The 17924-nt window shown below is 67.4% G+C and carries 17 protein-coding genes; 6 read left to right on the forward strand and 11 right to left on the reverse strand.

The window, feature by feature from the left end; all coding sequences use genetic code 11:
* Positions 1-13: 13 nt before the first annotated feature.
* The 7 genes from K307_RS15720 to tcuA form a co-directional block, all read right to left on the reverse strand.
* Positions 14-1021, reverse strand: a complete 1008-nt coding sequence (locus K307_RS15720; protein WP_042879442.1) for a D-2-hydroxyacid dehydrogenase — start codon at positions 1019-1021, stop codon at positions 14-16.
* A gap of 9 nt (positions 1022-1030) precedes the next feature.
* Positions 1031-2011, reverse strand: a complete 981-nt coding sequence (locus K307_RS15725) for a Bug family tripartite tricarboxylate transporter substrate binding protein (protein ID WP_042879444.1) — start codon at positions 2009-2011, stop codon at positions 1031-1033.
* Between the two features lie 78 nt (positions 2012-2089).
* Complete coding sequence (locus tag K307_RS15730; protein ID WP_042879446.1) at positions 2090-2986, reverse strand: amidohydrolase family protein; 897 nt, start codon at positions 2984-2986, stop codon at positions 2090-2092.
* A gap of 16 nt (positions 2987-3002) precedes the next feature.
* The gene (locus K307_RS15735; protein ID WP_042879448.1) at positions 3003-3977 is read right to left on the reverse strand and encodes a Bug family tripartite tricarboxylate transporter substrate binding protein; all 975 of its coding nucleotides are present in this window, start codon (positions 3975-3977) and stop codon (positions 3003-3005) included.
* Between the two features lie 71 nt (positions 3978-4048).
* Positions 4049-4837, reverse strand: a complete 789-nt coding sequence (locus K307_RS15740; protein WP_042879450.1) for a class II aldolase/adducin family protein — start codon at positions 4835-4837, stop codon at positions 4049-4051.
* A gap of 29 nt (positions 4838-4866) precedes the next feature.
* Positions 4867-6078, reverse strand: a complete 1212-nt coding sequence (tcuB, locus tag K307_RS15745; RefSeq protein ID WP_042879451.1) for a tricarballylate utilization 4Fe-4S protein TcuB — start codon at positions 6076-6078, stop codon at positions 4867-4869.
* Positions 6065-7477, reverse strand: coding sequence for an FAD-dependent tricarballylate dehydrogenase TcuA (gene tcuA / locus K307_RS15750; RefSeq protein WP_042879452.1), 1413 nt, complete (start codon positions 7475-7477; stop codon positions 6065-6067). The genes tcuB and tcuA overlap by 14 nt, the downstream gene beginning before the upstream one ends.
* A gap of 277 nt (positions 7478-7754) precedes the next feature.
* Here tcuA and K307_RS15755 point away from each other — a divergent pair, with 277 nt between their 5' ends.
* From K307_RS15755 to K307_RS15770, 5 genes are all read left to right on the forward strand, one after another.
* Complete coding sequence (locus K307_RS15755; protein ID WP_042879454.1) at positions 7755-8081, forward strand: DUF2188 domain-containing protein; 327 nt, start codon at positions 7755-7757, stop codon at positions 8079-8081.
* Positions 8082-8245: 164 nt separating this feature from the next.
* Positions 8246-8380 carry a hypothetical protein gene (locus K307_RS50365; protein WP_268989196.1) on the forward strand — a complete coding sequence of 45 codons (135 nt, stop codon included), beginning with the start codon at positions 8246-8248 and terminating at the stop codon, positions 8378-8380.
* A 94-nt stretch (positions 8381-8474) separates the two neighbouring features.
* On the forward strand, positions 8475-8939 hold the full coding sequence (locus tag K307_RS15760) for a MarR family winged helix-turn-helix transcriptional regulator (RefSeq protein ID WP_042879456.1): 465 nt from the start codon (positions 8475-8477) through the stop codon (positions 8937-8939).
* A gap of 88 nt (positions 8940-9027) precedes the next feature.
* On the forward strand, positions 9028-10020 hold the full coding sequence (locus K307_RS15765) for a nitrilase-related carbon-nitrogen hydrolase (RefSeq protein ID WP_042879457.1): 993 nt from the start codon (positions 9028-9030) through the stop codon (positions 10018-10020).
* Positions 10021-10071: 51 nt separating this feature from the next.
* On the forward strand, positions 10072-10986 hold the full coding sequence (locus tag K307_RS15770; protein WP_042879458.1) for an NAD(P)H-binding protein: 915 nt from the start codon (positions 10072-10074) through the stop codon (positions 10984-10986).
* 33 nt (positions 10987-11019) lie between these two features.
* Here K307_RS15770 and K307_RS15775 read toward each other — a convergent pair whose 3' ends face one another.
* Together K307_RS15775 and K307_RS15780 are read right to left on the reverse strand one after the other, a co-directional pair.
* Positions 11020-12162 carry a DSD1 family PLP-dependent enzyme gene (locus K307_RS15775; RefSeq protein WP_042879460.1) on the reverse strand — a complete coding sequence of 381 codons (1143 nt, stop codon included), beginning with the start codon at positions 12160-12162 and terminating at the stop codon, positions 11020-11022.
* A gap of 2 nt (positions 12163-12164) precedes the next feature.
* Entirely contained in the window at positions 12165-15200 is a 3036-nt protein-coding gene (locus tag K307_RS15780) for an FAD-binding and (Fe-S)-binding domain-containing protein (RefSeq protein ID WP_042879463.1), read from the reverse strand.
* Between the two features lie 287 nt (positions 15201-15487).
* Here K307_RS15780 and K307_RS15785 point away from each other — a divergent pair, with 287 nt between their 5' ends.
* Positions 15488-16216: a GntR family transcriptional regulator gene (locus tag K307_RS15785; RefSeq protein WP_042879465.1), complete on the forward strand. Its 729-nt coding sequence runs from the start codon at positions 15488-15490 to the stop codon at positions 16214-16216.
* A 51-nt stretch (positions 16217-16267) separates the two neighbouring features.
* On the opposite strand, the gene K307_RS44440 is transcribed toward K307_RS15785, so the two are convergent.
* Together K307_RS44440 and K307_RS15795 are read right to left on the reverse strand one after the other, a co-directional pair.
* Positions 16268-16984 carry a BON domain-containing protein gene (locus tag K307_RS44440; RefSeq protein ID WP_051974921.1) on the reverse strand — a complete coding sequence of 239 codons (717 nt, stop codon included), beginning with the start codon at positions 16982-16984 and terminating at the stop codon, positions 16268-16270.
* Positions 16985-17135: 151 nt separating this feature from the next.
* On the reverse strand, positions 17136-17804 hold the full coding sequence (locus K307_RS15795; protein ID WP_042879467.1) for an alpha/beta hydrolase: 669 nt from the start codon (positions 17802-17804) through the stop codon (positions 17136-17138).
* Positions 17805-17924 lie beyond the last annotated feature (120 nt).

Consider the following 17924-nt stretch of genomic DNA (forward strand, 5'->3'; position numbering starts at 1 on the left):
GGGGGCGGAGCGCCTACGGCACCCGATTGCGCAGAGGCTTCCCGTTACGCCAGCCACGCAGGTTGTCGAGGAAGATGCCAAGCACGCGCGCCGCGTTGCCATCGGAGAACCCGGCACTGTGCGGCGTAGCGATGACGTTTGGCATCGCCCAGAGCGGGGAATCCGCATCCAGTGGCTCGTGTGCGAACACGTCCAGGTAAGCGCCCGCGAGGCGGCCGTCGCGCAGCGCCGCGATCAACGCGCCTTCGTCCACCACCTCGCCGCGGGCGATGTTGACCAGGCGCGCACCGGCAGGCAGCAGCGCCAGAGCCTGCGCGCCGACCAGCCCGCGCGTGCGTTCCGTCAGCGGGCAAGCCAGGATCAGCCAGTCCGTGCGCGGCAGTACGTCCGGCAGATCGTCCACCCCGACACAGGCGATGTCATCCGCCGCGGGTGCGGCGCGCTGGCGCACTGCCACCACCTCCAGGCCGAGCAGCTTCAGCACCGCGCCCAGCTGCTGCCCGATCGGGCCCCAGCCGACGATCGTGGCGGTCTGCCCTTGCAGGTCCCGTGGCAGGCCGGAGCCAATCAGCGGCGCCCAGCGGCGTTCGCGCTGGGCGGCGAGCAACTGCGGGAAATGGCGAGCCAGCGCCAGCACTCCTGCCAACGCGGTTTGCGCCACGACCGCCGCGTTGGCGCCGGACGACGTGCTCACCGCTACCCCGCGCCCGCGCAGCTGGCCGAACACGGCGCGATCGGCCCCGGCCGAATGGGTGTGCACCCAGCGCAGCGACGGCGCCTGCAGCATGGCGTCGTAGAAGCGCCGGGTGGCGGCGTGGATCTCGTGCTTGGTGGAAAGCCCCGTCACGTCGCGCGACACGAAAGCGACATCGGCATCGACTTGGCGCGCATCGTCAACGGCCGGCGCCAGCACCGGCTCCCAGATGCCCGCCGCCGCGCCGATGGCCTCGCCATACTGGCGCAACGCCGGCTCGGACAACAGGATGCGCAGCGGTGCCGCGCCCGGCTGGTCAGTCGTCATGCCGTTCGCTCACTCGACGGTGGCGCCGGTCGCCTCGACCACGGCTTTCCATTTGACGTACTCCTTGCGCGTGAACTGCCCGAACTGGTCAGGCGACCCGCCCACCGGGTCGGCGCCCTCGCGGATCATCTGTGCGTGCAGCGACGGCAGCGCCTCATTCACCGCCTTGTTCAGCCTGGCGATGACCGGCGCCGGCGTGCCTTTCGGCGCGAAGAAGCCGAACCACGAGCCTGCCTCGAAGCCGGGGAAGCCCTTCTCGGCAACCGTCGGCAGGCTGGGCAACGAGCGGGAACGCTTGGCGCTGGTGACCGCCAGGGCCCGCAGCTTGCCCGCCTGGATATGCGGCATCACTGAGGGAATGGTGGCAAACATGAACTGCACGCGGCCCGACAACAGGTCGTTGAGCGCGTTCGCACCCTTGTACGGCACGTGGATGGCCGGCGCGCCGATGCGCTCGGTCAGCATGAAGCCCGACAGATGCGACGAGGTGCCCACGCCGGTCGAACTGTAGTTCAGCTTCCCCGGGTTGGCCTTGAGGTAGCCGACGAACGCCTCGAAGGTCTTCACCGGCAGCGACGGGTGGACCACCAGCACGTTCGGCACGTCGGCGATCTGTACCACCGGCACGAGGTCGGTAAGCGGATCGTATGCGAGGTTCTTGTAGAGCGTCTGGTTGATGGAGATGGGGCCGACCGAGTTGACCAGCAGCGTGTAGCCATCGGCCGGCGCGCGCACCACGAACTCGGTCCCGATGTTGCCGCCCGCGCCGGGCTTGTTCTCCACCACGAAGGACTGCTTCAGCTGCTGGCCCAGCTTCTGGCTCACGCTGCGTGCCAGCATGTCGGTGGTGCCGCCGGCGGTAAAGGCCACCACCACGCGCACTGGCCTGTCGGGATACGGGTCGGCGGCGTGGGCGGCGAGGCTGGCTGCGGCCAGCATCAGGGTGGCGGCGAGCCGGGCCGGCCAGCGTCGGAATGCGAAGCGGGGCATGGGTGTGTCTCCTCTCTTGGTGCGGCGGTGCTACCGGTGGTTGGCCGCCGTCTGTTGTGGTGGGAATGGAGGCCGCGGTCAGGCCGCGGGGAAGCCGTACAGCCGGGCCGGATTGCTGACCAGCACGCGTTCGCGGGCGGCCGCATCCGGCAGCCAGCGCGCCAGCAGGTTGAACAGCACGCCGTCGTCGGGCACCTGTGCGGACTCGTAATAGTTGATATGCGGCCAGTCGGAGCCCCACACGACCTGCTCGGGATTGGCGGCCAGCAGCGCGGCGACGAACGGATCGACCTCGCGGTATGGCGCGCCGGCCGGTTGCAGGCGGTCGGCGCCGGAGATCTTGGTCCACGCGGCGCCCTCCGCCAGCAGCGCGCATAGTGCCCGGAAACCGGGGTCGTCCACGCCGCGCGAAGTCGCCATGCGGCCCATGTGGTCGATGACCAGCGGCACGCCGAGCGCTTTCAGGCGCGGGCCGAGTTCGACCAGGTCGGGCGCGTGAATCCAGATCTGCGCATGCCAGCCGCGCTCGGCCAGCCGGGGCGCCAGCGCCTCCAGCACGTCGAGCCCCACGCCGTTGCGGTACACCGCGTGGCCGCCCAGCTGGTACAGGTTGATGCGCACGCCGCGCACGCCGGCGTCGTGCCAGTCGTCCAGTTCGGCGTCCGTGGTGCCGGCGGCCGGCACGGCGATGCCGCGCAGCCGCGCGGGGTAGCGGCGCAGCGCGTCGAGCACCACGCTGTTGTCGCTGCCGCTGGCGCTGGCCGTGACCAGCACGCCGCGCGTCAAGCCGAGTGCGTCGAGGTGGCCGATAAAGGCGTTGGCCGGATGCTCGGCCGGGGTGTAGCTGCGGTCCTCGGCCAGCGGAAAGCGGGCAAAGGGCCCGAATACGTGGGCATGGCTGTCGCAGGCGCCGGCCGGGGCGCGGAAGGCCGGCGGTGTCAGCGTGTTTTGCGGGGGCAGGCAGGGTCGCGTCATGGGCGGTCTCCGTGGCTTATTCGGCAGCCTTCAGGCGGCCGGCCGCGGCGAGCGTTTGCGCGCGGGTGTCTTCACGTTGCAGCAAGGCGAGGAATTCCGCTGGCGTGGAACCCTTTGCGACGCTGCCCACGCTGAGCAAACGGCTCTTGACGCTGCCTTCGGCCAGTGCCTTGCGCAGCGCGGCGTTGATGTCGCTGACCACCGCCGCGGGCGTGCCGGCGGGAGCAAGCAGGCCGGTGGCGGTAGTCGCCTCGAAGTTGGCGAGACCCGCCTCGCGCAGGGTCGGCACCTTGGGCAGCGTGGCATCGCGCTCGCGCGACATCACCGCGAGCGCCCGCAGCGCGCCCGACTGGATATGCGGCGCGGAGCTGGAAAGCTGGTCCACCACCAGGTCGATCTGGCCACCCATCAGGTCCACCAGCGCGGGCGCCGAACCCTTATACGGCACCTCCGTCAGGCGGATGCCGGCCGCGTCCTCCAGCTGCATGGTGGCCATGTGGTTGGTGGTGCCGGGTCCGGCGTGGCCCGCCGAAAGCTTGTCGGGATTGGCGCGGGCGAAAGCGAGCAGTGCGCCCACGTCCTTGAAGCGCGTGTCGCCGCCCTTCACCACCAGCACCAGCGCGGTGGAGGACACCAGCCCGACCGGGCTGAAGCTGGCCAGGCTGAAGCCGGTGCGCGTCATGCGCGGCAGCACGACAATGGCGTTGGGCGTGGTGACCAGCAGTGTGCTGCCGTCGGGTTCGGCACGCGACACCAGCGTGGCGCCGATCACGCCGCCGGCACCGGGCCGGTTGTCGACGATCACGTTGCGGCCGAGGCTGGCTTCCAGCGCCGGCACGATGGCACGCGCCACCACGTCGAGGTTGCCCCCGGGGGCGAACGGCACGACCAGCGTGACGGGCTTGCCGGCGCGCGCCAGCGCCGGCGACGACAGGACATAGGGGGCGGCGCCGAGTGCCAGCACTTGCGCCAGCATGCGTCTGCGATTCATTTGTCTCACTCCGTGGCGGCTTTCTTCTCTTTATCTTTTGTCTGTGCTTGCCGGCGCAGGCAGCCGGGTCTTCATTCCCGGTAGCTGGGGTCCATCCGGTCCAGCTTGCGCAGCAGCGCCGGCCACTCCATCACGCCATACGGGCGGCGCGTGCCGGGCTGGTAGTTGTTCCAGGTTTCCTGCAGTACATCCGCCGGCACCGCGTGCAACGGCGTGCCGCACGACATCGCCGCCACTTGCGAGCGGCAGGCCAGCTCGAGACGGTGCATCCAGTTGAAGGCCTCACCCACGGTGTTGCCCACCGTCAGCGCGCCATGGTTGCGCAGGATCAGCGCCTCGCCCTTGCCGAGGTCCTCGATCAGCGAGGCCTGCTCGGCGGTGTCGAGCACCACGCCCTGGTACTCGTGGTAGCCGATCTTCAGGAAGCGCATGGCCGTCTGCGTGATCGGCAACAGGCCGCATTCCAGCGACGACACCGCCATCGAGGCCCAGCTATGGGTGTGGATCACGCAGGCCACTTCCGGGCGGGCATGGTGGACAGCGCTGTGGATCACGTAGCCGGCCTTGTTGATGCCGTAGTTGAGTTCCCCGAAATCCGGCTTCGACAGGATCTTGCCGTCGTGGTCGACCTTGATCAGGCAGCTCGCGGTGATCTCCTCGTACATCATCCCGTAAGGGTTGATCAGGAAGGCATCTTCCTCGTCGGGCACGCGCACGGAAATGTGGTTGGCCATCATGTCGGCCATGCCGTACAGCTCCACCAGCCGGTAGCAGGCGGCGAGGTCCACGCGGGCCTGCCACTCGGCCTCACTGCACTGCTCGCGCATCGAAGGGATGTTCAGCACACCGGGTTTCCTCATGGTCGGGCTCCTTTGTCTCTTTGGGCTTGTCAGTCCGAGCCGAGGGTCAGGCCGCTCGGCTTGCGTTTTTCGATATTGAATTTGAGCAACGCCGCGCTGCGATAGATGCCGTGTGCGAACTTGCCATAGGGCAGCGTCGCGAACAGCGCCATCACCACACCGAGGTGGACCGCAAGCAGCGTCGCCATCGCCGCCGTCTCACGCCATGCCAGCAAGGCCAGGCCGGTCGCACTGGTCAGCAGCAGCAGCGCGATGAAACCGCGGTCCATCGGACGCTGCTTCGTGTCGCCTTGCATCGGATGCCGCCGCAGGTTCAGCCACAACAATCCCGCCGGACCAATCAGCAGGCCCACGCCCCCAGCAACGCCGAGCAGCACCGGCAGGCTGAGCACCGGATACGGCGCGTCCCAGCCCAACAGATAGTGGTAAGCCGTCGCCACGGTCGTGGACGCAAAGCACAGCATGAAGCCGTAGAACGTGAAATGATGGAAACGCCGGCGCGCGAGCGTGAAGCGGTCGTCCGCCTCATTGCAGCCTTCGCCGTGTCCGCCATCCAGGTACGAGAGCGTCAGCACGTTCTTCGTGGCTTCGGCAACCGCCGCTGTCGACGCGGTACCCGCCGACACATCGCGCCAGAACCCACGCACCCCGATGCCGAGCGCAAGCACCGCAAAGCCGAACACGGCGCCAAACAGGCTTGCCAGCGTGTTGTGCGGGAATACCGCGTAGAAATTGCCGCCCGCATGCCCGCGCCACAGCGGACCGCCCAGCACCACGGCCAGCACCAGGAACAGCGCCAGGCCGACCGCGAGCGCAACCGATACCGTCAGGCCATTGCGCTGGTACAGCTTGCCCAGCGGCGCCGGCCACGCATACTCGGTGTAAGTCTCCAGCCGCACCTTCGCCATGGCCTGCGGCACGTTGACGCCGAACTCGTGCGGCGGCGCGTACTGGCAGGCGTGATAGCACGCGCCGCAGTTATGGCAGAGATTGGCGAGGTAGTTGACGTCAGCCTTGCCGAACTCAAGTCGCCGGGTCATGGCCGGGAACACGGCGCAGAATCCTTCGCAATAGCGGCATGCGTTGCAGATCTGCATCTGGCGGGCCACTTCGGCCTCGTTGTCGGTCAGCGGCAGCACCCGGATCGGGATCGCCTTGCGCCCGCCCGCTTCACCAGACGCACCGCCGGACTCGGCGGCGAGATCGCGGGCTTCGCGCGCCAGGGCCTCAAGCTGCTTCACGTTGTACTCCTTGCTTCTGTTGCGCGGCGGCCTTTGCCGCTTGCGTGCCCGCAATGCGCCCGAACGCCGTGCCGATCGACATGCCCACGCCTGCCGTATAGCCCTTGCCGAGCACATTGCCGGCCATCATTTCGCCGGCGACGAAGAGGTTGTCGCTGGGCTGGCCGTTGAAATGCACGGCGGCATGCTCGTTCACCTTCAGGCCGAGGTAGGTAAACGTGATCCCCGGCCGCAGCGCGTAGCCGTAGAACGGTGCGGTGTCGATCGGCCGGGCCCAGTGAGTCTTGGCCGGAGACAAGCCCTCGGTGTGGCAGTCGTCGAGCGCCGTGTGGTCGAAGGTGCCGGTGCGGCACGCAGCGTTATAGGCGGCAATGCTGTCGACGAACGCCTGCTCCGGCAAGCCGAGCTTGCGGGCCAGTTCGGGCAACGTCTGGGCGGTCGTACCGGGAAACACGGGCGGCATGAAGCGGCCCACTGCCTTGGCGTCAATGATCGACCAGGCGATCTGTCCCGGTTGCTGGGCGACGAGGCGGCCCCAGATGGCATACCGCTTCGGCCAGAAGTCCTCGCCTTCGTCATAGAAGCGTTGTGCGTCGCGGTTGACCACCACGCCCAGCGATACGCAGTCGATGCGCGTGCAGATGCCGCCGTCGTACAGCGGCGCGCGGGCATCGATGGCCACGCAGTGCGACTGCGACGAATCGCCGATGGCGTCAGCGCCCGCGTCGATCATGTACTTCAGCAGCACGCCCATATTGAAGCGCGTGCCACGGATCAGGAAATTATCGGCCGGCCATTCGCCGCGCTCGTTCTGGCCCCACGCGTCGCGCAGCCATTCGCGGTTGGATTCGAATCCGCCGGCCGCCAGCACGCAAGCGCGCGCCGTGAAGCGCTCGGCGCCGCTGCGTGCGGCCACGAAGCGCCCGTCTTTCAGCTCGATGGCATCCACCGGCGTTTCGTAGCGGATCTCCACGCCGAGCGCCTCGGCGCTGCGGTAGTAGGCATTGACCAGCGCCTTGCCCCCGCCCATGAAAAATGCGTTGGTGCGCGCCACGTGCAGCGCGCCGGAGAGCGGCGGCTGGAAGCGCACGCCATGGCGCCGCATCCATGGCCGGCACGTCGACGAGGCCCGGATCACCAGGCGCGCGAGCTTCTCGTCGGTAATGCCGCCCGTGACCTTGAGCAGGTCCTGCCAGTACTCCTCTTCCGGATAGCTGTCGACCAGCACGTCCTGTGGCGCATCGTGCATGCAGCGCAGGTTCCGGGTGTGCTGGGAATTGCCGCCACGCCATTCGCGCGGCGCGGATTCGAGCAGCAGCACACTGGCGCCGGCCTCGCGCGCCATCAGCGCTGCGCATAACGCCGCATTGCCGCCGCCCACTACAAGTACGTCCCACATCTGCACAGTCTCCGTTGTTGACCGAGACTGTACGGGCGCCGCCTGCCCGCCGCCAGACGTTGCCAGGCAAGGGGTATTCACGCTTTGTGAAGGCTCATTGCGAAACGTGCGAGCGCCCGGCCCGAGCGTTTATGCTGTGTCCGAGAGCCGTGCGGATTCGACCTGATTCACCTCTCCGACCATTCCGCCTCATTCCCCGCTATCCCACCCCGTTGGGGCCGCTTAGAATGTCTTGAAGAGCCACTGACAGATTTCCACAAGTTCGCCAGGACCAGTTATGGAAGCTCAGAACAGCAATCTCCATGTTGTTTACGACGGGAAGCGGTGGGCGGTTGCTGCCGAAGGCGAAGGCCGCCTGGAAGTCGATCTGGAGTTGACCCAGGCCATCGCGGTTGCCACTGCGCTCGGCGTGGAAAGGCGTGTGCTTCTTTATGTACACGACAAGCAAGGCGCGATTACCGAGCGGGTTGATTTCAGTGACCCGGCAATTGCTGCCGAAAACGGAAAGCTTGCCGACCGCACCGACGAAGGCGTGGCCGACGAAGAAGAAAAAGCCCTTCCCAACGCACAGTTGGAAAAGAGCGTGCACCCTGGCGGAGGGTAGCCGTCCCGGCTCGCAAAGAATAAGGCGTCGGCCAGGGTGCGGATCATCGACATATCGATATCCGCAAGCCTTCGTTGGTCGCGGCGCCTCACGGCGATAGCATCCCTCCGCTAAGGCCTATGGTGCAAAGCAAGCCATGCCTGATGTCGCGCGCAAGGAGGGTTATGGACCTTCTCGACTGGATCACTGCAATTGGCGCCGTCCTGCTCGTGTTCGCGGCACTGCGTTATCCCATCTATCCGCCGGGCATGTACGGGAAGCAAGGCAAGCGCACGTCGGGCAACGGACCACGCGAATAGCCAGGCGCCTGGGCGTTGAACACGATCACGTGGCGGATACGGCGCGAAAAGATTTTCCTTGCATATTCGTTGCATATGCAACATACTCCCCTGCATGACTTCAGACGTCCAACACAAAGAGGCTCGCGACGTAACCGGCGAGATCACGCGGAACTGCCTGCTTACGCGCACACGGCAGATCTCCCGGGTCCTGACCGCGATCTATGATCAGGAGCTGCGGCCGTTTGGCATCAACGCTCCCCAGTTCACTTTGCTCGTACTCGTCATGGAGCTTGGTCCGATCAGCCGGGCAGACCTCGGGCGCAGGAACCATCACGAGCGTTCGACGCTGACCAGAAATTTGCAGCCGCTGATCGCGCAAGGATGGCTTGCCGAAGAATCCCCCGCCGAGGATGGTCGCATTCGCCCGCTTTCGGTGACGGCGGAGGGCAAAGCATTGCTGCGCAGCGCTGCGTCCGCATGGTCGGCCGCGCAAGCGAAAGCCAGGAAGCTTCTGGGCGAGGACGGCGCCAACGCGATCATGGGGATCGCGAAAGAGCTGCCGCGTCGGATGAATTAAATTTTTTTGGCGATGATGTTGCATATGCAACATCATCGCCAGCGAATACCGGGACTTCAAGTCCCTCCCCGCAAAAACGGAGATCGCAATGCAAGTCGTCAAAGCCGCAGCTGTGCAAATGAGTCCCGTCCTCTACAGCCGGGAAGCGACCGTCGAGAAGGTCGTGTGCAAGATCCACGAACTCGGCCGCCAGGGCGTGCAGTTCGCCACCTTCCCCGAGACCGTGGTGCCCTACTACCCGTACTTTTCTTTCGTGCAGAGCCCCATGCAGAACATCACCGGAGGCGAGCAGCGCAAGCTCATGGACCAGGCCGTGACGGTGCCGTCGCCCGCCACCGATGCGATCGGCGAAGCCGCCCGCCAGGCAGGCGTGGTGGTGTCCATCGGCGTCAACGAGCGTGATGGCGGCACCCTGTACAACACGCAACTGCTCTTCGACGCCGACGGCACACTGATCCAGCGGCGCCGGAAGATCTCTCCCACCTATCACGAGCGCATGATCTGGGGCCAGGGCGACGGCTCGGGCCTGCGCGCCGTCGACAGCAAGGTCGGCCGCATCGGCCAGCTGGCATGCTGGGAGCACAACAACCCGCTGGCGCGCTACGCGATGATGGCCGACGGCGAGCAGATCCATTCGGCCATGTATCCGGGCTCGATCTCCGGCGACCTGTTCGCCCAACAGACGGAAATCAACATCCGGCAGCATGCGCTGGAGTCGGCGTGCTTCGTCGTCAACGCGACGGCCTGGCTGGACGCCGACCAGCAGGCGCAGATCATGAAGGACACCGGCTGCGCCATCGGCCCGATCTCCGGCGGATGCTTCACCGCGATCGTGGCACCCGATGGCACCTTGCTGGGCGAACCGCTGCGCGCCGGTGAAGACGAGGTCATCGCCGACCTCGACTTCACGCTGATCGACAAGCGCAAGCAGATGATGGACTCGCGCGGCCACTACAGCCGGCCGGAATTGCTGAGCCTGTTGATCGATCGCACGCCCACGGCGCCTGTACACGAACGCGCTGCGCATCCCAAGTCAAGCGCGGAACAAGGCCCGGAAGATCCGCGCACGACCGTTGCCTGAGCATCGGTACCGCCCGACATTTCCTTATCTGAATACCCCGAGACGAAGACAATGACCTCCACACATGACCGCCCTATCCTCGTAACCGGAGCCGCCGGCGCGATCGGCGCCATCGGCCGCAATGTCACCGCCATTCTGCTGGACAAGGGGCACAAGGTACGCGCCCTGGTGCGCCAGGAAGATGAACGCGCCGACGATCTGCGTCGCCTCGGCGCCGAGGTCGTGCAGGGCGACCTGACCGACCTTGACTCGATGCATCGCGCCATCGAAGGTGTTTCGCGCATCTACTTTGGCATGTCGGTGTCGGCGGCCTATCTGGAAGCCACGATCAACACCGCCGCGGTTGCGCGCCACCACGGCGTTGAAGCCTTCGTCAATATGTCGCAGATGACGGTCACGGAGATGAGCATCACGCAGACCACCGACAGCCCTCAGCACAAGCTGCACTGGCTTGCCGAGCAGGCCCTGGCATGGTCCGGGCTGCCGGTCATCACGGTGCGGCCTACGGTCTTCCTTGAAGGATTCTTCCTGCGTCTTGCCGCCGCAGGCGTACGGGAACGCGACGAACTGGCGTTGCCGCTGGGCAGCAGCAGGACCTCACCGGTCTCCGCCGTCGATGTGGCGCACGCCGTTGCCGGGATCCTCGACAAGCCGGCGCCGCACATCGGCAATATCTATAATCTGACCGGACCTGAGTCGGCCGACCTGGAGCATTACGCGCGCGTCTTTTCCGAAGCGCTCGGCAGGACGATCCGCTATCGCGATGTACCGGTCTCGGCGTGGGCCGACAAGCTGCGGGAGGCGGGCGTGCCGGCACACCTTGTCAGTCACCTTGCCGTGATGGCGGAGCTTCATGCGCAGGGGCGGTACGACCGTATGACTGACGACCTCATCAAGCTCACCGGCAAGACGCCGACGGGCATGCATGAGTTCGTCAAGCGCCATGCGGCTGAATTCACTGCCTGAGCGGAAGGGACTGCCGCGCGGCGCCGCGCCGCGTCAGCGGCTCAGCCCGCGCGCCTCGATCGCCCACACCGCCTCGATGCGCTCACCGCGCACGCAGACATAGGCGTCGTGCAGGTTGACGGTCGGGTCGCAATGGCCCGGCACCAGCCACAGCTTCTCGCCGAGCAAGGTCTTGCTTTCGATCTCGCTGACCTGCAGCACGCCGTGCTCGTCGTTGGCCGCGGCATAGGTGAGCGCCCCGTCGGCGTTGCGCGGCCACACGTGCGGCAGGCCGGAATCGACCGCCACCGACTTGAGCCCGACATCGCAGACCGCCACGCCGGGTCGCGCGGCGCTCATCACCGTCGCGGCGACGAACAGCGAATGAAGCGGCTGCAGCGCGCCGTGCCATTCGATGGCGCCGTAGTGGCCGTCGAGAAACAGGTACGAACCCGGCTGGATCTCGGTATAGACGCCGCTGGCCAGGTCGAACTCCGCGGTGCCGGTGCCGCCGCCAGTTACCACCGGGCAGCGCAGGCCGCGCGTCTCGAGCTCGCGCACATAAGCCGCGGTGGCCTGCGCCGCGCGCTGCGCCGCCTCGCCCCGCTGGCCCCACCCTTCGATATGCTGCACGCCGCCGTGATAACCCTGCAGGCCGCCGAAGCGCAACGACTTCTGGCCGTCGATGGCCTCCACCAGCGCCAGCAGTTCGTCGGTGCTGGCAACACCGCAGCGGCCCTGTCCCACATCGACTTCCGGCAATACGTCGATGCGCACCCCGGCACGCGCCGCGGCGGCGCCGATCTCGCGCACCTGCCGCACATCGTCGACGCAAACCGACAGCCGCGTATGCGCGGCCAGTTCGGCCGCCATCGCGGCCTTGTCGGGGCCGATAAACTCGTTGCTCAGGTGGATGCTGCCGATGCCGGCGGCAGCGAAGGGGTACGCCTCGGACAGCTTCTGGCAGCAGATGCCCACCGCGCCCGCAGCCACCTGCCGCTCGGCGATGGCCACCGATTTGTGCGCCTTGGCATGCGGGCGCAGCGCCACGCTTGCGTTTGCCGCCAGTTCCGCCATGCGCGCCAGGTTGGCCTCGAACGCATCGAGATCGATCAGCAGCGCGGGCGTGGCGAGCGCCGACAAGGAATGGCCCACAACCGCCGCCGGCGGCGGCCTCAAACCCCTGGTTTCATGCATAGTCACTCCTGGCCCGGCCGGCCCGGCTTACGCAAGGCCGCGGCGAGCACGCGTGCGACGTGGACCGCTTCGGTGTCCGCGCCATCGTGGATCTGGTGGCGGCAACTGGTGCCGTCGGCCACCACGATAGCATCGGCCGCGCGCTTGCGCACTGCCGGCAGCAAGGACAGCTCGGCCATGGCCTGGGAGGCGGCGTAGTGCTCGGCCTCGTAGCCGAAGCTGCCGGCCATGCCGCAGCAAGACGATTCCACCGTCGATACCTTGAGCCCGGGGATCCAGCCGAGCACGGTCTGCACCGGTGTGAAGGCGTCGAAGGCCTTCTGGTGGCAGTGGCCGTGGACCAGCACTTCGGCGCCCTCCTCCGCCGCGAGATCGAGCCGCAACCGGCCAGCCTGCTGCTCGCGCACCAGGAATTCCTCGAACAACAAGGCCTGCCGCGCCAGCTGTTGCGCCGCCTCGCCATAGCCGTAGCCGAGGAATTCGTCGCGCATCGACAGCAGGCACGACGGCTCCAGCCCGACCACCGGCACACCGCGATCCAGCCACGGCTTGAGCGCATCCAGCGTTCGCCGCGCCTCGGCCTTCGCCTCGTCGACCAGCCCGGCGGCAAGGAAGGTGCGGCCGCAGCACAGCGGGCGCTCGCCGGGACGCACGTTGAAATGTACGGTATAGCCGGCTGCTTCCAGCACCTGCCGGGCGGCGCTTGCGTTTTGCGCCTCCATGTAGTTGTTGAAGGTATCGACGAAGAGCAGCACTTCGCGGCCACCGGTTGCCACGGGCGCGCGCACGCCGTCGAGGAACGGCCGGTCGAAGCGCGGCAGCGCCCGCCGCGGCGCCAGCTTCAGCACGCGCTTGATCGCGGCAGACACGCCCGGGATCGCCTCTGCCAACGCCATCGCACCACGCATGCGGCTCGCCAGCGGCGCATAGCGCGGCATGAACGCCACCATGCGCTCGCGCAGGCCGATGCCATGCCGCTGCGTCCAGGCATGCCGCGCTTCAATCTTGAAACGGGCCATGTCGATCCCGGTCGGGCAGTCGCGCTTGCAGCCCTTGCACGAAACGCACAGGTCGAGCGCGTCGTTGACCTCCTGGCTGGCCAGCCCCTCCGCGCCAAGCTGGCCCGACACCGCCAGCCGCAGCGTATTGGCACGCCCGCGCGTCAGGTGCTGCTCGTCGCGGGTGACGCGATAGCTCGGGCACATGGTGCCGGCGTCGAACTTGCGGCAATGGCCGTTGTTGTTGCACATCTCCACCGCGGAGGCCAGGCCGTGGCTGGCATCGTGCCCGGTGCCGGGCGCGCTCTCCGTGCCGGTCAGCGGATCGCGCGTGACGTTCCAGGCGGACCAGTCCAGTGCTGGCGTCAATGGCATGGCCCGATAGCCGGGCGCGAAGCGGAAGTGCTCGCGTGCATCCATCTTCGGCGGGCGCACGATCTTGTCCGGGTTGAAGCGGTTGTCGGGATCGAACAGTTGCTTGATTTCGCCGAAGGCGTCGTTGATCCGCGGCCCGTACTGCCACGCCACCCACTCGCCGCGGCACAGGCCATCGCCATGCTCGCCGGAGTAGGCGCCCTTGTGCTCGCGCACCAGCTCGGCGGCTTCCTCGGCAATCGCGCGCATATGGAAGGCGCCATCGCGGCGCATGTCGAGGATGGGCCGCACATGCAGCGTGCCGACGCTGGCATGCGCGTACCACGTGCCTTCAGTACCGTGCTTGTGGAAGACCTCGGTCAGCCGCGCGGTGTACTCGGCCAGGTGCGCCAGCGGCACCGCGCAATCCTCGATAAAGGACACCGGCTTGCCGTCGCCCTTCATGCTCATCAAGATGTTCAGGCCTGCCTTGCGCACATCCCACAGCGCCTTCTGCGCGGCTGGCTGCGGCATACGGACCACCGAACCGGGCAGGCCGAGATCCGCCATCAGCGTCACCAGATCGTCGAGCCGCGCGTTGAGCGCATCCCGGTCATCGCCCGCGAACTCGACCAGCAGGATCGCCTGCGGATCGCCGCTCAGCGCGGTCTCGATGACGGGCCGGAACGCCGGGTTCTCCATCGACAGGTCGATCATGGTCCGGTCGACCAGCTCCACCGCCACCGGCTTCAGACGCACGATATGCTGCGTCATGTCCATCGCCTGGTAGAAGGTGGGGAAGTTCACCACCCCCAGCACCTTGTGCTGCGGCAGCCGCGCAAGCTTGAGCGTGACCTGCCGCGTAAAGGCCAGCGTGCCTTCCGAGCCGACCAGGATATGCGACAGGTTGGCATGCCCGTCGTCCGTATAAGCGCGCGGATTCTGGCAGTCGAACAGGTCGATGTTGTAGCCCGCCACGCGGCGCAGCACCTTGGGCACGCGCTCGGCGATCTCGTCGCGCTCGCGCGTGGCGATGCGGCGCAGGCCATCGAGAATCTGCCGCACGCGCGCGCCCTGCGCGGGCAACGCCAGCGAGCCGAAGTGCCCGAGGCTGCCGTCCGCCAGCACCGCATCGATGGCCAGCACGTTATGCACCATGTTGCCGTACTCGATCGAGCGCGAGCCGCACGAGTTGTTGCCCGCCATGCCGCCGATGGTGCATTGCGCGCCGGTCGACACATCCACCGGGAACCACAGCCCGTGCGGCCTCAGCCACGCGTTCAGGTGATCCAGCACGATGCCGGGCTCTACCGTCACCGTCATCGCCGCGGCATCGAAATCCAGCACCCGGTTCAGCCATTTGCTGTTGTCGATCACCAGCGCCTCGCCCACGGTCTGGCCGCACTGGCTGGTGCCGGCGCCGCGCGCCAGCACCGGGATGCGCCGTGCGCGCGCGATTTCCAGCGCGGCCAGCAGATCGTCCTGGTCGCGCGGGACCACCACGCCCAGCGGCATGATCTGGTAGATCGAGGCATCGGTGGCGTAGCGGCCGCGGCTGGCGCGGTCGAACAGCACGTCGCCGCGCAGCGCCTTGCGCAGTTGCGCCGACAGCGCGGAGCCGGCATGGCCCTGCGACGGCACGAGATGGATGGGCTTGACTGGCATGGGCGAGGATGGCGTGTTCATGGGTATGCGGTGCGGCTCAGGCGGCCGCGCAAGGCCGGCCTTTGCGAATGGCCCGCAGGATGCGGTCGGGGACCGGATCAAGGGTGCGCTGCCTCCTTGTTGTAATCGGAATTTTGCATTCAAAATACTTTAGCAGAGCTAAACAGGACAGGAAGGAGGAATTTTCCGGGCCCAGCATGGGCGTTTACCCGCGTATTCATACGCGTATTCACGCGCGATCCGCAGCGCCCGCTTCACTTCCATAGCAATGCGTTAGAATGCGATGGATGCCAATCAAAGGACATTGCATGCAAAATTCCGACAGCGCGGGTGCCGCGGCCGGTGCCCTGGTCCTGCCCAAGGTCATGCGCCAGAGGCTGCACGACACCGTGGTCGACCACCTGCGCAACTTCATCGTCGAGGGGGTATTGGCGCCCGGCATGAAGCTCAACGAGCGCGAGCTGTGCGAGACGCTGGGCATCTCGCGCACGCCGCTGCGCGAGGCGCTGAAGGTGCTGGCCGCCGAAGGGCTGATCGAGATCTCGCCCAACCGCGGCGCGAGCGTGTTACGGATGAGCGAGGCCGAGGCGTGGGAAACCTTCGAGCTGATGAGCGGCCTCGAGGCGTTCGCCGGCGAACTGGCGTGCGAGCGCATCACGCCGCAGGAGCTGGCCGAGATCAAGGCGCTGCACTACGCGATGCTGGCCTGTCGCGCGCAGAACGACCTGCCCGGCTACTACAGCCGCAACCAGGAAATCCACGACCGCATCAACGAGGCCGCGCGCAACCAGATGCTGCGGCAGACTTACCTGAGCCTGAACCGGCGGCTCAAGGCGATGCGCTTCCGCTCCAACCACCAAACCGACAAGTGGGACCGCGCCGTGCACGACCACGAGGAAATGATCCGCGCCCTGGAAGCGCGCGACGGCAAGCGGCTCGCGGCCATCCTGCGCCAGCACTTGCTGGACAAGCGCGCCGCCGTGATGCAGATCCATTCCGATCCGGTCGGCGGCGCGCCGGCCGTGCCGAACGCCTGAAGTCCGGCGCCCGGCACGCCGGGTGCCTTGGCCTTGCCCCCTGCCTATGCCTTAACGGCGCGTGGCCAGCAGCCGGTAACCGCGGGCGCAATGCTCGGCGGCCGCCGCGCGGGCTTCGTCGGGATCGTCGAACAGCCCGGCCCGGGCGATCGACGGCACCAGCGCGGCCTCGCCCGCTTCAGAACCGAGGAAGCGCCCGTCGCGGGACTGTACGATATACAGCACATCGCCCGCGAGCACGCCGACTTCCTGCCATTGGCCGGCCGACTGGCCAACGGGCCGCTCGCGGCCCTGCCTGCCCTGGCTGGCGCCTTGTTCGCGGCCTGTGCCGTCGTCCTTGCCCCGCGCCACCTGGATGTTGTTGTGGACCCCGGTGACGCCGAGCACAGCCTCGGCCATCTCCTCGATCCTGATCTTGACGTTGCGGTCGGCCACGGTGCCGGCCAGCGTGACGATGCCCGAGTCCACCTCGACGGTCACGTCCGAGACATCGTCGTCGGCGTGTGCCAGGCGCTCGCAGAGGTCGTCGCGGATGCGGGCGTCGGGGCGCTGGTAGTTCTTGGGCAAGCGACGCGATGCCCATGGCGCGGCCCGCTCGGGCCGGTAGCTGTCATCTGGGCCTTCGCTGCCCTCAGCGCCATAGCGCGCCTGCCCGTAACCGAAGGGCGAGCCGCCTGGGTTGCCGTTGCGCCGGCGGGTGTCGCCAGGTTCACCGTAGCCCCGGTGTCGCCACGTTTCCCTGATTTCGGACGGTGGATAGTCTTTCATGGATCGCCTCCGATCTGACGTCATTGTCTGGTATCGGTAGCATCAACCATGCCGTGCCTGGCGCCCCCTGCCGGGGTCGAAGACACGTCGCGAATCGGAAGTTTTTACACGGCAGCGCCGGCGCGCGCGCAACAACGCGCAGGTCGGCGCGCTACGCCGCGGCGCCTTCGGCGGGGCGGTCCAGGTACTGCCCGACGATGCGGACCAGCAGCGGCAGCTTGCCGGTAAAGAAGTGATCCGCGCCCGGGACCACCACCACCGGCAGGGCCTGCGGCCGGGCCCAGTCGAACAGCGCGCCGAGTCCCGCGCGCTCGTCCTGCTCGCCATGGACGAGCAGGCAGTCGGCAGGTACGGCTGGCGTGTCATAGCTGCGATGGCCCTTGACGGTGCCATACGGCGTGCCGGCCAGCACCAGGTGCCGGATCGGCACACCCTGCGCCGCCAGCGTGGCGGCAACGTGCGCGATCACGAAGGCCCCGAAGGAGAAGCCCCCTAGCGCCAGCGGCAGGCCCGGATAGGTCTCGCGCAGGTGGGCGACGACGGCAAGCATGTCCTGCGCCTCGCCGCGGCCCTGATCGTGCTCGCCCGCCGAGCCTTCGACACCACGGAAATTCGGCCGCACCGTCAGGAAGCCGCGCGCCACCAGCGCCTTGGCCAGCTGGTGCGGCACCTTGTGCGTGGCCGACCCGCCCAGCAGCGGATGCGGATGCCCCACCACCGCAATGCCGCGCGGCGCGCCGGCGGGACGGTCGACCAGCATTTCGATCTCCCCGGCCTCGCCGCCGAGCTGCGCCTTTTCCGTGCGCGACGGAACTGCCATGCCTTCTCCCTGTGATAACGATGGGCCGCCTGTGGCCCGCAAACCGAGATGGTAATGCGATCGCGGCAATGTTGCCGGCCTGCTGCCCCGGGCTGCCCCGTATCGCACGATTCCGGATGA

It is taken from the genome of Cupriavidus necator A5-1 (genome assembly GCF_000744095.1).
GTDB lineage: Bacteria > Pseudomonadota > Gammaproteobacteria > Burkholderiales > Burkholderiaceae > Cupriavidus > Cupriavidus necator_A.

What these genes read in the sequence shown, in the direction of transcription:
- K307_RS15720 (WP_042879442.1), bottom strand. Translation starts at nt 1,021, where the DNA reads ATGACGACTGACCAGCCGGGCGCGGCACCGCTGCGCATCCTGTTGTCC.
- K307_RS15725 (WP_042879444.1), bottom strand. Translation starts at nt 2,011, where the DNA reads ATGCCCCGCTTCGCATTCCGACGCTGGCCGGCCCGGCTCGCCGCCACC.
- K307_RS15730 (WP_042879446.1), bottom strand. Translation starts at nt 2,986, where the DNA reads ATGACGCGACCCTGCCTGCCCCCGCAAAACACGCTGACACCGCCGGCC.
- K307_RS15735 (WP_042879448.1), bottom strand. Translation starts at nt 3,977, where the DNA reads ATGAATCGCAGACGCATGCTGGCGCAAGTGCTGGCACTCGGCGCCGCC.
- K307_RS15740 (WP_042879450.1), bottom strand. Translation starts at nt 4,837, where the DNA reads ATGAGGAAACCCGGTGTGCTGAACATCCCTTCGATGCGCGAGCAGTGC.
- tcuA (WP_042879452.1), bottom strand. Translation starts at nt 7,477, where the DNA reads ATGTGGGACGTACTTGTAGTGGGCGGCGGCAATGCGGCGTTATGCGCA.
- K307_RS15755 (WP_042879454.1), top strand. Translation starts at nt 7,755, where the DNA reads ATGGAAGCTCAGAACAGCAATCTCCATGTTGTTTACGACGGGAAGCGG.
- K307_RS50365 (WP_268989196.1), top strand. Translation starts at nt 8,246, where the DNA reads ATGGACCTTCTCGACTGGATCACTGCAATTGGCGCCGTCCTGCTCGTG.
- K307_RS15760 (WP_042879456.1), top strand. Translation starts at nt 8,475, where the DNA reads ATGACTTCAGACGTCCAACACAAAGAGGCTCGCGACGTAACCGGCGAG.
- K307_RS15765 (WP_042879457.1), top strand. Translation starts at nt 9,028, where the DNA reads ATGCAAGTCGTCAAAGCCGCAGCTGTGCAAATGAGTCCCGTCCTCTAC.
- K307_RS15770 (WP_042879458.1), top strand. Translation starts at nt 10,072, where the DNA reads ATGACCTCCACACATGACCGCCCTATCCTCGTAACCGGAGCCGCCGGC.
- K307_RS15775 (WP_042879460.1), bottom strand. Translation starts at nt 12,162, where the DNA reads ATGCATGAAACCAGGGGTTTGAGGCCGCCGCCGGCGGCGGTTGTGGGC.
- K307_RS15780 (WP_042879463.1), bottom strand. Translation starts at nt 15,200, where the DNA reads ATGAACACGCCATCCTCGCCCATGCCAGTCAAGCCCATCCATCTCGTG.
- K307_RS15785 (WP_042879465.1), top strand. Translation starts at nt 15,488, where the DNA reads ATGCAAAATTCCGACAGCGCGGGTGCCGCGGCCGGTGCCCTGGTCCTG.
- K307_RS44440 (WP_051974921.1), bottom strand. Translation starts at nt 16,984, where the DNA reads ATGAAAGACTATCCACCGTCCGAAATCAGGGAAACGTGGCGACACCGG.
- K307_RS15795 (WP_042879467.1), bottom strand. Translation starts at nt 17,804, where the DNA reads ATGGCAGTTCCGTCGCGCACGGAAAAGGCGCAGCTCGGCGGCGAGGCC.